Genomic DNA, 15,073 nt, shown 5'->3' with positions numbered 1-15,073 from the left:
TTCTGCAAACCGTTCTAGTTCTCCTCTTGTCATTTAGTAAATTTAAGAACTACTTTATTCTTAGGGATAAAGTAAAGGAAACCGTTGGCAGTAATACTGATACACAAATGATTAATAACAAATTAATAATCGCAATTACTTTTCTAATGATACTAATGAATTCATGTTCGAATGATTCCGTAGACAATAGTATTGAAAACATTATCCCAACATATTTAAAGAAAGTAACCATATCACAAGGACCTGATTACAATCATCATCCAAATTCAACTAGGTCATTTACCCTTAACTACAACTCAACGCATAGTCTGACTTCGATTAACATCCAGAATAGATTAAATATGTCAGGCGAAGAAGTAATTAATAACGCCACATTCCAAATCGAATATGAGAATAATCAAATTGTAAGAGCTTATTGTGACTGTGAAATAAATGACTGTTATTGGGACGAAGAAATTCAAGGAGATTTTGATGGCATTCTACAGTTATCATTTGAATACAGTAGTGAAAATGGACTAAAGAAAATAGTAGCTTACGAACAGACATTAAACTCGACGGGAGAAATGACATATTCAAATGAAATCGAACGCTATCTTGTAGACTCCAATAATTTTGTAAAACAAGTTGAGGGAACTACAGAAATACTCTATTCCAATAACAACATTATTGGTGTAAAAAACTCTTCCTCATTCAATGATGGTCTTAAATATTTAGATTATGACAACAAAACTGGGGTAACCATTTTTACTGATGACACTCACATCATGGATATTAACGACTATTTTACTAGATTAATTTTGGGTTTAAAATATTCAAAAAATAATTTTAAAAAATTAGACTTTCCTTGGAGAAACCAACTCCAAACTATTGACCTTGAATATGATAATGAAAATAGACCAATTAAAAGAACTGTGTTCAACAAGGATGTTTATAATTACACAGAATCATTCGAATATTTAGAATAAAAGTACTATTGCCAACAATAGCTCCTATGAAAAGCACTAGTCCAGTTCTTTAAAGTTAATATGTATTCTTTTAACTATCTCATTTTAATATTTTTAAACGTGTTGAATTAGGGATAAAACGATAATTCATTCCCAATCACAGCGCTTAAAAACTGATCCCTTTTATCTTTTTATAATCTAAAATCGCTTTACTGTCGGATAATAAGGAGACGTAATAACACACACTAGACAGTCTTACATAAAGGTTGTCGCTTTTAATTTTCAGGTTTTTTGGCAGACCTTTTAAAATGAGTTTATCGTAATTGGATGCCGTGCCATTAAAACTATTATTTACAGCATCGGTATAGGTTTCCAATAAGGTATTTATAACCCCATAACCTGCAATTTCTTTATCGATAACTTCGGTAGACTGGTAAATTTTTTCGATACTAATTTTAATAATATCGTTTATTTGAGCCTCGTATTTGCATTTATCTAATAAAGCACAATCGAACGCACCATTTAATATCGCCTCCTCGTTTTCCATGAAAATATCAACAGCTTCATTAATTAATGAACCAATGGCTAAAGCACGCAAATACCCAATACGGTCTTCTTTAGTAGAGAGCGCATAATAATTATCGGGCTTAATGGTGTCGCGAATAATTTTCGACAGGTATTCGAGAGCATATTCTTCCTGAATGAGTCCCAGATTAATACCATCTTCAAAATCGATAATCGTGTAACAAATATCGTCGGCCGCTTCTACCAAAAACGTTAGTGGATGACGCGCATAGCTAATACTCGTTTCACTGCGTTTAATGAGTCCGAGTTCCTTTGCTATATCGGTATAGGCTTCTTTTTCGCTTTGAAAAAAACCGTATTTTTTATCGGCTATATGATTCGTTGGTTTTTTGGGTAAAGATTCCTTCGGGTATTTGGTAAACGCCCCTAAAGTGGCATAACTTAAACGGAGTCCGCCACTGCGTCCGGCACGATCTTCGGTAAGGATTTTAAAGCCATTAGCATTACCTTCAAAATCACACAAATCCTGATACTCTTTGGCGGTTAGCTGCTCTTTATATTGCAGGCCTTTACCGGTTTTAAAAAATTCGCCAATCGCCTTTTCTCCCGAATGCCCGAAAGGTGGGTTACCAATATCGTGCGCTAAGGCTGCCGCTGCTACAATGGCGCCAAAATCGTTAGCCTGATAGCCATGAACCGTTTTTAAATGCGGATGCTTTTCTAACAATTTTTTACCAACAAGGCGACCTAGAGAACGTCCCACAACACTTACTTCCAAACTGTGCGTTAAACGTGTGTGAACAAAATCGGTATCCGACAAAGGAATGACCTGAGTTTTATCCTGCAGACTTCTAAATTCTGAAGAAAAAATAATACGGTCGTAATCGACCTCAAAACCTAAACGTGTTTCGTCCTGCTCTTTTCTTAATCGCTTATTCGTATCGCCAAAACGCTTTAAAGATAATAGTTGTTCCCAGTTCATAGTGTTGTGTTAATGCTTGGCAAGATAGTTAAATTCAGTAATATTTATAAGCTTAAAAGAACAAGGAATAGCACGCATCAATCAAGCATGTTAACATTAAGGTAACATTTTAATAATAGATGTTTCACTTTAAAATAACACAAACCTGACATTTAAGACGTTACTTTGCCGCGGAAATATTTAGTATTAAAATGAAACAAATTATTATTCTTGCTGCTTTACTCATTTCGGGCCTATCTTTTGGACAGGATACCGGTTTAATTTTTGGCAAAATTATGGATGCCGAAGTTGAAAATGCCCCTTTGGTATTAGCAAGTGTTTCTATTAAAGGTTCTGAAACTAAAATTGATACCGACCAAACAGGAATGTTTGTACTTGAAAATTTAAAATCTGGAGATTACACATTAGTATGTAGTTTTGTTGGTTACGAAACCAAAGAAATTAAGGTACATGTAGATCCTTTTGAACCAACAGAATTAAAATTAGCGCTTTCGGCAAGTACCATCTCTTTGGATGATCTTGCACTGTTAACCGCAACTGCAGATAACGACAACAAAGCTTTACCACAATCCAATTAATTAGAAAGGTAAATTTTAAATTATACATGAAGCCAGCAACATAAGTTTGCTGGCTTTTTTTATTGTATTAGGAAAGACAAATCAAAACAGAATCAAATCCAATTACCAATGTTAAATTAACGTTTAGCAACCTTAAATCTCATAACATTAACATAACGCTATTATTACTATTGTTTAACGTACTGGTAACGCTCCGTTCATATAGTGTAACGTTCTTTGCACCTAGATAAAAACTAAAATTTATGAAAAAATTCGCCCTATTGTTAATGCTTTTAGCAACAACAATAACTTTTGCCCAAACCACTGGTTCTGTGGTGGGTAAACTTACCGATAAGGAATACAATAACGAACCTTTAGCTTTTGCTAATGTTATCATTAAAGGTACCACTACAGGTACAACATCAGATTTTGATGGGTTATACAAACTGGATAACATGCAACCTGGTAATTACACTTTAATATTTAGTTTTGTAGGTTACGAAACTCAGGAAATTCCTGTAACGGTAGTTGCCGGAAAAGTAACAGAAGTTAACGTACCTATGGGTGCCAGTGCCGCTTCTTTAGATGAAGTTGTAATCACCACGACTACAAAACGTGAAAGTGAAACAGCTTTATTATTAGAGCAGAAAAAAGCGGTTGAAATTAAAACTGCTATTGGAGCTCAGGAGTTGAGTAAAAAAGCGGTGTCTGATGCTGCCGATGCTACTTTAAAAGTTACTGGTGTTAACAAGCAGGAAGGATCGAGTAAAATTTACGTAAGAGGTTTAGGAGACCGATATAATTCGACGACACTTAATGGTCTTCCTTTACCATCTAACGACCCTAGAAATAAAAATATAGATTTATCATTATTCAGTTCAGATATTATAGAGAGTGTTGGTATTGGTAAAGCATTTTCTTCTTATATGTCTTCTGATGTTGCCGGAGCAAGCATTGACATTGTTAGTAAAGCTACCAGTGAAAAGTCTTTATTTAAAGTAAGCCTTTCGTCTGGTGCCAATACACAAACTACTTTTAAAGATTTTAAAACCATTGATGGCGCCAACTGGTTTGGTATAAACCCTGACACACATCATAAGGTTAGAAATCTTAACACATACAGTTTCGACAATAGCTTTACACCAAATTCCGGAACAGCTAACCCTAATATGGGACTGTCTGTAAACTATGGTAGAAAAATTATATTATCTGATGAAAGCAATATTAGCTTCTTTTTAGTTGGCTCTTTCGACAACAAATATGCATATCAAGAAGGAACTTCTGATGCTATTGTAGATATTTATGATGATGGCTCGCTTAACGTTGGTTCTATTTTCGATACAAAAACCTACAGCTACAATGCTTCAAAAATGTTAATGGGTAACTTATCATACAAAATTAACAACAATCATAAATTAAGTTACAATCATTTATTCGTTCATTCTAATTCTCAAAAAATTGAGGATTTCCTTGGAACAACTCCAGACATAGGAAGACCTGATGACGATAACAGGTTAGTTAACCTTGTATTACAAACCGAAATTCAAAACAAACTTTTTGTTAATCAGTTAATGTCTGAACATAAATTTGGTGAATCTTATGATGTAAACGCAGCTGTAAGTTACAACGCCATTTACAACGATGAGCCAGATCGAAGAAAAAATACATTCATCATTAATAACGATACCAATACAACGAGAATTTCTCAAAATGCGGTAAGAGACAACAGTAGATTTTACGGTAACCTTTTTGAAAACAGTATAGCTGGAAACTTAAATGCAGTTAGATATTTAGGAGAACGCTATGAAAACAAAGGAAAAATTACCTTAGGTTATAACGGTAGTGTTACCGATAGAAAATTTGATGGTATTTATTTTGACCACAACTTTACTAATCCTAGAACAACTTTTGTTGATGTCAATGATTTAGATGCAACGTTCAACCAAACCAATCTGGACAATGACGTGTTTGGCGTAGAAACATCTCGCGGAAGAAATAGCGACGATCCTGAAACATATTTACCGCAACTATACGATGCCACGAAAACCATTCATGCAGCTTACATTGATGCCGTATATAACTTTAGCGACAAATTTACTGCCAATGTTGGTTTACGCGCTGAAGACATTAAAATGGATGTAGAATGGGACACTAACATCAGCTTCCCTGGATTCTCAAACAACAGCCAAATAGCTTTAGATAAACAATATGTTTTACCTACGCTTAACTTAAAATATCAATTAAACGATAAAATTAATTTAAGAGCATCGGGAAGCATGTCGTATACCTATCCACAGTTTAAAGAAATAGCACCGTTTACTTACGAAGGGATTAATTATCAAGAGAGTGGTAACCCTGCGCTATTACCTTCAGACAACTATAATGGAGAACTTAAATTCGAGATGTTCCCTAACAAGAGCGAATTAATATCTATTGGTGTTTTTGGTAAATTAATTCAGAATTCTATTAACCGTTTAGAAAGAAACTCGGCTATTGAAAGAGACTTTACCTTTGATAACTCTGGTGATGCTACAGTATTTGGATTAGAATTAGAAGGAAAAGTAGATTTATTCGCCGTTGAATCTGACGATGACAAATCTCAAAATTTATCCTTGGGTGGTAATGCAACTTTAATGAATACAAAACTTAAGTTCAACACAGAAAACACTTTATTCAACTATACGGGCGATAGTTCGGCTTTAGAGGGCGCTGCTCCTTTTACAATTAACGCAGACGTTTCATACCGATTCAAGGTAAACGAAAAAGAAACCATGTCTACTTTAGTATTCAACTACCAAAGCGATAAAGTTTATAGTATAGGAACCAACTTTAAAGAAAACATTGTAGAAAAAGGTGTGCCTTTATTAGACTTTGTTTTCAGTCACAAATTCAACAAAAACTTAGGTGTAAAATTCAATGCTAAAAACATATTAAACCCAAGTTTTGAGAGATACAGAGATATTCCAGAAAAGCTAACAATGAATTCATACAAAAGAGGAACATCCTTCTCGGTAGGAATAGCTTACGAATTATAATCTAGTTATAACACTTAACTATTACCCCTCTAATATGTCATAATAATAGAGGGGTTTTATTTTAACAAATATCTTAAAGTCATAATAAACATTAACTTAACATTAGATGGATTTCTTAACCTAATACTAATGTTAGCTTCAAACTAAATTTAAACCTGTGACTTTAATTTGCAGCAGAATAAATACTAGGAAACTAAAAAAATTAGGAAACAAAATGAAAAACTTAAAAAACTTATTAATCGTTGCCGTTGTTGCTTCAATTTTCTCTTGTTCAAGTGATGATGATAATAGAACAATCGATCCAGGTACAGGTGGTGGCGTTATCACAGATAATGAATTAAAAGGAGAAATTACTGAAGATGCTACTTTACTGGCGTCTGTTGATTATACATTAAGTAGTTCTTTAACCGTAAAAGAAGGTGCTACTTTAACTATTGAGCCAGGAACTGTAATTAAGGCTAAAAGTGGAAGAACTGATGTGTTTTTGGCAGTTGAAAGAGGTGCTAAATTAATTGCAAAAGGAACTTCAACAGAACCAATTATCTTTACTTCTGATGCTGCTTCACCAAAAGCTGGTGACTGGGGTGGTTTAGTTATTGCAGGAAAAGCCAGAAGTAACAAAGGTGTAGATGTACAATCTGAAGTTGCTGGTTTATTATACGGCGGTACTGATGATGCAGACAATTCGGGAGAATTAAGCTATGTAATCGCTGAATATACTGGTGCAAAAATTAACGGTGAGCAAGAATTTAACGGAATCTCATTTTTCGGAGTTGGTAATGGAACAGTTGTAAATAACATTGTGGTAAACAACGGAAATGATGACGGTGTAGAATTCTTTGGAGGAACTGTTAACGTAACAAATGTTTATTGTGCGAATATCGCTGATGACATGTTCGATTGGACAGAAGGTTACTCAGGAACTTTAAACAATGCTTTTGGTGTACGTAACGACGGTTTCGATGCTGCAAGTGAGGACCCAAGAGGTATTGAAGGAGATAGCAACAGTTCAGACCCTACTGCTGCTCCTATTTCTACGCCTTCTTTAAAAAATGTTACTATCTTAAATTTAAATCCTGATGTAGCTTTAAAAGCTGGAGCTGAAATTAGAAGAGGGACAGTTGCCACTATTAGCAACATTTTATTTGCAGCTTACGGTACAGCATCTTTTGGTAACAGAATCGACACTAACGACGATAAAGGTAATGGAACGGTAACCATTACAAATGCTGTTGCACAAGGAAATGTTGGAACAGACAAAGTAGGTGGTGATATTAATGGTTCTGTAACAGAAATCACAGATGGTATTACTGTTACAGCCGACAACACGATTTCAACTAAAGCTGGTGTTGGAGCTGATTTATCGGTATTTGCTTGGGCTAACCAAAGCTTCGTAGTGATCAAATAATAAAAGCTAAAATCTAAGAAAATAAAAAAGCATCCTAATTTAGGATGCTTTTCTATTTTTAGTATTCACGGTTTAAAGACCTTTGTCGTTTTTAACGTCTGTTTCCTTTAAACTTGCTATTTCATTAGCCTTGTAATCTACTTCTTTTACGGTTTCATTAGAATAATAAAACCACTTGCCGACTTTCTTCCCATTATCATAATTACCAGAAACTGTTTTCTCGCCTTCTTCATTAAAGCTCAACCACTCCCCTTGTAATTTACCATCTGTAGTGTAAAAGCCTGTTTGGCTTACCACTCCATTGTCATGATAGTAAGTTACTTCTATTAAATTGGTGTCTTTGTTAAACTTTAAATCTCTTTTCTGTTGTCCAAAAGAAACCACAGTTACTAAAAAGGCCAGAGATAAAATAAACTTCTTCATAATCATGGGGTTTTTAACATTTATAACTCAAAGTTACGTATAAAGTAACATTTAAGCAACACTTACATAACATTAATTTAACATTAAAGACCATAAACTTTGTTAATCAACGTTTTAAATGTTAATCTTTAACCTTTGTGAATTAATAATTAATTAATATTACGTTTACATTCATATGGTTTAAAACCAAGATATTTGGCTCTGTCTTAAGACAAACATTTAGTATTTCATATAATCTATTAGTTTTTGTCGACTACATTATTATGATTTCTATCGAGACTGCCTTTGGCCAAGGTAGTCTCTTTTTATTTTACCTATATTTAACATTAAGGAAACATACATTTCATATTAAAATAAGTTCTTTGCGCCCGACAAAAACTAAGAATATTTATAATGAAATTTAAATTAAGCGTAATAGCTATTATACTATTAGCTACAAGTACAATTTATGCACAGGAATTAAAATCACCTAAATTTGGTAAAGGTCTTTTTAATCTTACAGGAAAAGACAGTACCTGGACCATGAAAGTTGGATTTAGAATGCAACTATTAGGCATATCCACCTGGCAAGATGGCGAATCGACAGAAACAAATATGCTTGTTAGACGTTCACGTTTAAAATTCGATGGTCATGCGTTTTCTCCTAAATTAAAATATAAAGTAGAGTTAGGTTTATCTAACCGCGACATGTCTGGTGCATCGGCATACACAAGTAATTCCCCGAGGTATATTTTGGATGCTGTTTTAAAATGGAATTTTGCCGGTAATTTTGTGTTATGGGCCGGGCAAACAAAATTACCAGGAAACAGAGAGCGTGTTATTTCATCTGGAGATCTTCAATTGGTAGATCGTTCGTTATTAAACAGTCGATTTAATATAGATCGCGACATGGGCCTTCAATTAAGACACCATTTTAACCTTTCTAAGTCGTTTGTAGTAAAAGAAATTTTAGCTATTTCACAAGGAGAAGGTAGAAATGTTACTACAGGAAACCAGGGCGGACATCAATATACGGGACGAATCGAATTATATCCTTTCGGAACTTTTGCCAGCAAAGGCGACTATAAAGGTGCTGCTTTATCGCGCGAAACCACTCCTAAATTGGCAATAGGTACGAGTTACGATTTCAATAATAATGCGGTACGAAACAGATCTAATCTAGGTTCTTACATGGTTACTAACGAAGGGCTGTATGAAACAAATATTTCCACTATATTTATAGACGCGATGTTTAAGTACAAAGGATTTTCATTTATGGGAGAATATGCCGATAGAACAGCCGACGATCCTTTTGCTAAAAATGCCGATGGTTCATTAACTGGAGACATAGTGCAAGTAGGTAAGGGATTAAATCTTATGGCTGGTCATTTATTTAAAAACGACTTGGAAGTTTCTGGTCGATATACCCATATTGAGTTAGATCAGAACATTACAGGTAAAAACCCGGAAACACAATATACCTTAGGACTATCGAAATATATTTCTGGACATAAATTAAAGGTTCAAACTGATATTAGCTATTTAGATGTCCCTAACAATAACGGGAAAATTATGTACCGACTTCAGTGCGATATCCATTTCTAAAATTAACATTATAATAACATATTATAAAGAAACACTAAAGATATTTGCAAACAATTTCAAGTTAAATTATGGATAATTTATATTTATTAATGCTTATAGCCATCGCCGTATTAGCGGTTGTCGATATTGTGGTTGGTGTGAGTAACGATGCCGTAAACTTTTTAAACTCGGCGATTGGTTCTAAAGCCATTCCTTTTAAAACCATCATGATTGTAGCCAGTTTGGGTATTTTTATTGGTGCGGTATTTTCAAGTGGTATGATGGAAGTTGCCCGTAAAGGTATTTTTGTACCAGGGGAGTTTTTCTTCGATGAAATCATGATCATTTTCATGGCGGTAATGATTACCGACATCCTCCTACTCGACTTCTTTAACACCTTAGGATTACCTACATCTACAACGGTTTCTATTGTATTTAATTTACTTGGAGCAGCAGTTGTCATGGCACTTATTAAAACCAGTGTTTCTGATACGGAAACCATGGCCGATATTGGTAAATATATCAATTCTGATAAGGCCTTAACGATTATTTTAGGCATTTTACTTTCGGTACTTATTGCCTTTACCGTGGGAGCCTTGGTTCAATGGATTTCGCGTTTAATATTTACCTTCCACTTCGAAAAGAAAATGAAGCATTTTGGTGCTTTATTCGGTGGTTTCTCGTTAACTGCTATTACTTACTTTATCTTTTTAAAAGGCCTAAAAGGGACACCTTACTACAGCCAAATGAAAGATAGTGTAGAAGGGAATCAAATTTTTATTGTTTTAGGAAGCTTTGTTTTCTGGACGATCTTCGCTTATGCTTTTCAAAAATTAACAAAGAAAAGCATCTTGTTAATTGTAATTGCTGTAGGTACGTTTGGCTTAGCACTTGCCTTTTCTGGTAACGACTTAGTAAACTTTATTGGTGTACCAATGGCTGCCTACCACTCTTATGAAGCATGGCTAGCATCTGGCTTAGATGCCTCGGCATTTTCAATGGGTGTTTTAGAAAAGAAAGTTCCTGCTGAACCTTTATTACTATTTATTTCTGGTGGTGTAATGGTGGTAACCTTATGGTTATCTAAAAAAGCAAGAACCGTTGCCGACACCGAAATTAATTTATCACATCAAGGTGACACCCACGAAAAGTTTCAACCAAATTCATTATCTCGAGGGGTAGTAAAAGCAACAACCTTCCTTTCAGATACTTTTGAAGCTATTGTTCCAAAAGGTATTCAGGAAAGTTTAAATGTTAGGTTTGAAAAACATGAAGCGTTGCTAAGCAAAGAAAAAGCTAAAGACGCACCTGCATTCGATATGATTCGTGCTTCTGTTAACTTAATGGTTGCTGGTGTACTTATCGCTATTGCAACATCTATGAAATTACCACTATCTACTACTTATGTAACCTTTATGGTGGCTATGGGTACATCGTTTGCCGATCGTGCCTGGGGTAGAGAAAGTGCAGTTTATCGTGTGGCCGGTGTATTAAACGTGATAGGCGGATGGTTTTTTACTGCCATCGGTGCTTTTATTGCATCTGGGTTTGTAGCCTTTTTAATCCACTGGAACCCGAGTGTAATGACACCTATTCTATTGTTGTTAACCGGATTAATTATTTACAGAAATTACAAAGCTCACAAGAAATCATCTGCTCCAAAATCTTTAGAAGAAGATTACTTAAAGCAAGGTGAAAGCAGCTCTATTCAAGGTGTTATCCACGAAAGTGCGACAAACATTGCCAGCGTGGTACGACGTGGTAATAAAATTTACACCAATGCTATTAACGGTTTAGCTAAGCAAGATTTGAACATGCTTAAAAAGAATAAAAAGCAAATCGTTAAATTATCTGAAGAGGTAGATGCCTTAAGAGACAATATTTTCTACTTCATTAAAAATTTAGATGAATCGAGTGTTGGAGCAAGTAATTTCTACATACATATTTTAGGTTACTTACAAGATATGGTGCAATCACTAGAGTACATTGCTAAAGTGAGCCATAAACACGTTAATAACAACCACAAGAAATTAAAATTCAATCAGATTAAAGAGCTTAAAGAAGTTGATGAGCGTTTTGATACTTTATTCAATAATATCCAAAATGCATACAACTCGCAGTCTTTTGAAGAAATTTCGGTTATTTTAGGAAGAAAGGCTGAAATTACTTCTTTAGTGACCGATAAAATTCAAAAGCAAGTTGAGCGTACACGTACTGAAGAATCAAGTCCGAAAAACACAACGTTATACTTTAGTTTGTTATTAGAAACAAAAGATTTATTAAATGCAACAATGAATCTTCTTGAGGAATACGATCACGCACATGATGCTTCCGTTAAACCTGCAACGATTAAAACTGAAGAAGCTAAAGCATAGTATTAGCGTTTTATAAATTCATTAAAACCCTGCGACATATGTCGTAGGGTTTTTTATTTAAAATACGTAAAACAACTAAATATCAGTCTGATAATTAATTGTTTCATAATATAAAACCATCATTAATTTAACATCTTACCGCTACTTTTGTCTCGGTTAGTTTACTTCATACATCATTAATTTTCGTAAAATGTGTAATTGAGTTAGTTAAAAGCATCTTGATCAAGATGCTTTTTTTGCTTTATAAATACCATCATTAAAATCTTATTTCCTACTAATTTTATATACATTTGCGAAAACAACCAATTAATTATGATTTCAGAAAATAGTTATTTCAACAACAATGTAAAATCTTTAGGTTACACTTCGGCAACGGGTAAATCTACGTTAGGCGTTATGGAACCAGGAGAATATGAATTCTCAACATCGCTTCATGAGACCATGACGGTAATAGAAGGTGAAATGACCGTAAAACTTCCAGATGTGAGTGAATGGGTTACGTACAAAGCGGGTGAAGCATACCAAATTGAAGCTAATAAAAGCTTTTTAGTAAAAGTTAATACCCAAACCGCTTATCTTTGTCAATACCAATAAAATACAATAAACCAAAAAAGCACCTCTTTCGAGGTGCTTTTTTCATAATATAACACTTAATTAAAAAATCATTCTCAGCCAATTACAGCGCTAGTAGAATGCATATTTTTAAGAGCCACACATTACACAATCATCATCACCTTGACCGGCTTTAGCTTGTGCTATTAGGGCCTTCATTTCTTCAGGAGACATAGGAGTAACATCTACCTCATCAGTCTTTGTTTGTTTTGAGAACTTTTCAGCATTCTTAGCAGCAACAGTTTGTTTCAGCTCCTGCTCTTTAACAGGAACATCTTTAACTTCAACCGCTTTCGCCGTAGGTTCTTCTTTTTTACTGGTTTGTAACGTAAACTTAATAGCATCAACAGCACTCTTAGTACGTAAATAATACATACCTGTTTTTAAGCCACTTTTCCATGCATAAAAATGCATTGAGGTTAATTTGGCCATTGTTGCTCCTTCCATGAACAAGTTAAGTGATTGCGACTGATCGATAAAGTACCCACGCTGACGTGACATATCGATAATATCTTTCATACTTAACTCCCACACCGTTTTGTAAAGATCTTTTATGTGCTGAGGCACATCAACATGCTGAACCGAACCATTTGCACGCATGATTTCCTGCTTTAAGCCTTCGTTCCACAATCCTAGTTCAACCAAATCTTCTAACAAATGTTTATTTACAACAATAAACTCTCCCGATAATACACGACGGGTATAAATATTAGAAGTATAAGGCTCGAAACACTCATTATTTCCTAAAATTTGCGAGGTTGAAGCTGTTGGCATAGGCGCTACTAAAAGTGAGTTACGAACACCATGCTTAAGCACTTGCTTACGCAATTTATCCCAATCCCAATTACCGCTTAATTCTTCATCTTTAATATTCCAAAGATTATGCTGGAATTGTCCTTTACTTATCGGAGAACCTTCATAAGTTTGGTATGGTCCATCGGCTTTAGCTTCCTCCATACTAGCTGTTACTGCAGCATAATAAAGCGTTTCAAAAATATCCTGATTTAATTTTTTAGCTTCATCACTGGTAAATGGCATACGTAATTTAATAAACGTATCCGCTAAACCTTGCACACCTAAACCAATTGGACGATGACGCATATTCGAGTTTTCAGCTTCTATTACAGGATAGTAGTTTCTGTCAATTACTCGGTTTAAGTTTTTCGTTACGCGCTTGGTGATACGGAATAATTCTTTATGATCGAACTCCCCGTTTTTTATAAACATAGGAAGCGCAATAGACGCTAAATTACATACAGCAACCTCGTCTGGCGAAGTATACTCTAAAATCTCTGTACATAAATTAGATGAACGTATCGTTCCTAAATTTTGCTGGTTTGATTTGCGGTTTGCTGCATCTTTGTACAACATATATGGCGTTCCGGTTTCGATTTGAGATTCTAAAATTTTCTCCCAAAGCTCACGTGCCTTAATAGTTTTTCTTCCTTTTCCTTCGGCTTCATATTTTAAGTAAAGCGCCTCAAAAGCCTCGCTGTGTACTTCATCTAAACCAGGACACTCGTTAGGACACATTAATGTCCATGGTCCATCCTCCTGAACACGCTTCATAAATAAATCTGAAATCCACATCGCATAGAACAAATCGCGCGCACGCATTTCTTCTTTACCATGGTTTTTCTTTAGATCTAAGAAATCCATAATATCGGCATGCCAGGTTTCGATGTACATAGCAAAACTTCCTTTACGTTTTCCACCACCTTGATCTACATAACGCGCTGTATCGTTAAATACTTTTAACATAGGAACAATACCATTTGATGTTCCGTTGGTTCCCGCTATATAACTTCCAGTAGCACGAATATTGTGGATAGCCAAACCTATACCTCCGGCAGATTGCGAAATTTTTGCCGTTTGCTTCAAGGTATCGTAAATTCCATCTATGCTATCATCTTTCATTGTTAACAAGAAACAAGACGACATTTGCGGTTTAGGTGTTCCTGAATTAAATAAAGTTGGCGTGGCATGTGTGAAGTATTTTTTCGACATAAGTTCGTAGGTTTCAACTACTGAGTCTATATCGTCTAAATGAATACCAACAGCAACACGCATTAACATATGTTGCGGACGCTCGGCAATTTTGCCATTTAATTTTAATAAATAGGAACGTTCTAAAGTTTTAAATCCGAAATAATCATAACCAAAATCACGATTGTAAATAATGGTAGAATCTAACACGTCTTTATGCTTCATTATCACTTCATACACATCATCGGCTAAAAGCGGTGCAGGTTGCCCGGTTCGCGGGTTAATGTACGTGTATAAATCGTGCATCACGTCACTAAAACTCTTCTTTGTATTCTTATGTAAATTAGATACCGAAATACGCGCTGCCAATCGTGCATAATCAGGATGTGCTGTGGTCATTGTTGCAGCAATCTCGGCAGCCAGATTATCAAGTTCGCTCGTGGTTACACCATCATAAAGTCCTTCAATTACTCGCATTGTCACTTTTAACGGGTCTACTAACTCGTTTAATCCGTAACATAATTTTCGCACCCTTGCGGTGATTTTGTCGAACATAACCTGCTCTTTGCGGCCGTCTCTTTTGATTACATACATAATTATTTCACGTGTTTTAGATTTCCTGAATACAGCTTCAGAGAAAATGGTTAATTAGCTTTAAATACC

General features: G+C 35.0%; 10 protein-coding genes. 7 read left to right on the top strand and 3 right to left on the bottom strand.

Annotated features, from left to right (window positions below; genetic code table 11):
* Positions 1 to 965 (top strand): hypothetical protein (locus ICJ83_RS05050; RefSeq protein ID WP_223154590.1); only part of this gene is annotated, 965 nt, incomplete at its 5' end.
* Positions 966 to 1,110: 145 nt separating this feature from the next.
* On the opposite strand, the gene dgt is transcribed toward ICJ83_RS05050, so the two are convergent.
* Positions 1,111 to 2,451: a dGTP triphosphohydrolase gene (gene dgt / locus ICJ83_RS05045; RefSeq protein ID WP_188229252.1), complete on the bottom strand. Its 1,341-nt coding sequence runs from the start codon at positions 2,449 to 2,451 to the stop codon at positions 1,111 to 1,113.
* Positions 2,452 to 2,642: 191 nt separating this feature from the next.
* Here dgt and ICJ83_RS05040 point away from each other — a divergent pair, with 191 nt between their 5' ends.
* From ICJ83_RS05040 to ICJ83_RS05030, 3 genes are all read left to right on the top strand, one after another.
* Complete coding sequence (locus ICJ83_RS05040) at positions 2,643 to 3,029, top strand: carboxypeptidase-like regulatory domain-containing protein (protein ID WP_188229251.1); 387 nt, start codon at positions 2,643 to 2,645, stop codon at positions 3,027 to 3,029.
* 242 nt (positions 3,030 to 3,271) lie between these two features.
* Entirely contained in the window at positions 3,272 to 6,043 is a 2,772-nt protein-coding gene (locus tag ICJ83_RS05035; protein WP_188229250.1) for a TonB-dependent receptor, read from the top strand.
* Positions 6,044 to 6,257: 214 nt separating this feature from the next.
* The gene (locus tag ICJ83_RS05030; RefSeq protein WP_188229249.1) at positions 6,258 to 7,451 is read left to right on the top strand and encodes a hypothetical protein; all 1,194 of its coding nucleotides are present in this window, start codon (positions 6,258 to 6,260) and stop codon (positions 7,449 to 7,451) included.
* Between the two features lie 72 nt (positions 7,452 to 7,523).
* Here the strand turns inward: ICJ83_RS05030 and ICJ83_RS05025 are convergent, their stop codons facing one another.
* Positions 7,524 to 7,874 (bottom strand): toxin-antitoxin system YwqK family antitoxin, encoded by a 351-nt coding sequence (locus tag ICJ83_RS05025; protein WP_188229248.1) that lies wholly within the window; start codon positions 7,872 to 7,874, stop codon positions 7,524 to 7,526.
* A gap of 393 nt (positions 7,875 to 8,267) precedes the next feature.
* Between ICJ83_RS05025 and ICJ83_RS05020 the strand changes: the two genes are divergently transcribed.
* From ICJ83_RS05020 to ppnP, 3 genes are all read left to right on the top strand, one after another.
* Positions 8,268 to 9,458 (top strand): porin, encoded by a 1,191-nt coding sequence (locus ICJ83_RS05020; protein WP_188229247.1) that lies wholly within the window; start codon positions 8,268 to 8,270, stop codon positions 9,456 to 9,458.
* Positions 9,459 to 9,526: 68 nt separating this feature from the next.
* Positions 9,527 to 11,812: an inorganic phosphate transporter gene (locus ICJ83_RS05015; RefSeq protein ID WP_188229246.1), complete on the top strand. Its 2,286-nt coding sequence runs from the start codon at positions 9,527 to 9,529 to the stop codon at positions 11,810 to 11,812.
* Between the two features lie 312 nt (positions 11,813 to 12,124).
* Entirely contained in the window at positions 12,125 to 12,406 is a 282-nt protein-coding gene (gene ppnP, locus ICJ83_RS05010; RefSeq protein ID WP_188229245.1) for a pyrimidine/purine nucleoside phosphorylase, read from the top strand.
* Positions 12,407 to 12,514: 108 nt separating this feature from the next.
* Here ppnP and ICJ83_RS05005 read toward each other — a convergent pair whose 3' ends face one another.
* Positions 12,515 to 15,004, bottom strand: coding sequence for a ribonucleoside-diphosphate reductase subunit alpha (locus ICJ83_RS05005; protein ID WP_188229244.1), 2,490 nt, complete (start codon positions 15,002 to 15,004; stop codon positions 12,515 to 12,517).
* Positions 15,005 to 15,073 lie beyond the last annotated feature (69 nt).

It is taken from the genome of Aestuariibaculum sediminum (genome assembly GCF_014596945.1).
Taxonomy (GTDB): Bacteria; Bacteroidota; Bacteroidia; order Flavobacteriales; family Flavobacteriaceae; genus Aestuariibaculum; species Aestuariibaculum sediminum.
The sequence above is the reverse complement of the archived record's forward strand: the minus strand, read 5'-3'. Positions and strand labels throughout refer to the sequence as shown.

Excerpts from the sequence above, each read along its gene's own strand:
- dgt (WP_188229252.1), bottom strand. The coding sequence starts at position 2,451 with ATGAACTGGGAACAACTATTATCTTTAAAGCGTTTTGGCGATACGAAT.
- ICJ83_RS05040 (WP_188229251.1), top strand. The coding sequence starts at position 2,643 with ATGAAACAAATTATTATTCTTGCTGCTTTACTCATTTCGGGCCTATCT.
- ICJ83_RS05035 (WP_188229250.1), top strand. The coding sequence starts at position 3,272 with ATGAAAAAATTCGCCCTATTGTTAATGCTTTTAGCAACAACAATAACT.
- ICJ83_RS05030 (WP_188229249.1), top strand. The coding sequence starts at position 6,258 with ATGAAAAACTTAAAAAACTTATTAATCGTTGCCGTTGTTGCTTCAATT.
- ICJ83_RS05025 (WP_188229248.1), bottom strand. The coding sequence starts at position 7,874 with ATGAAGAAGTTTATTTTATCTCTGGCCTTTTTAGTAACTGTGGTTTCT.
- ICJ83_RS05020 (WP_188229247.1), top strand. The coding sequence starts at position 8,268 with ATGAAATTTAAATTAAGCGTAATAGCTATTATACTATTAGCTACAAGT.
- ICJ83_RS05015 (WP_188229246.1), top strand. The coding sequence starts at position 9,527 with ATGGATAATTTATATTTATTAATGCTTATAGCCATCGCCGTATTAGCG.
- ppnP (WP_188229245.1), top strand. The coding sequence starts at position 12,125 with ATGATTTCAGAAAATAGTTATTTCAACAACAATGTAAAATCTTTAGGT.
- ICJ83_RS05005 (WP_188229244.1), bottom strand. The coding sequence starts at position 15,004 with ATGTATGTAATCAAAAGAGACGGCCGCAAAGAGCAGGTTATGTTCGAC.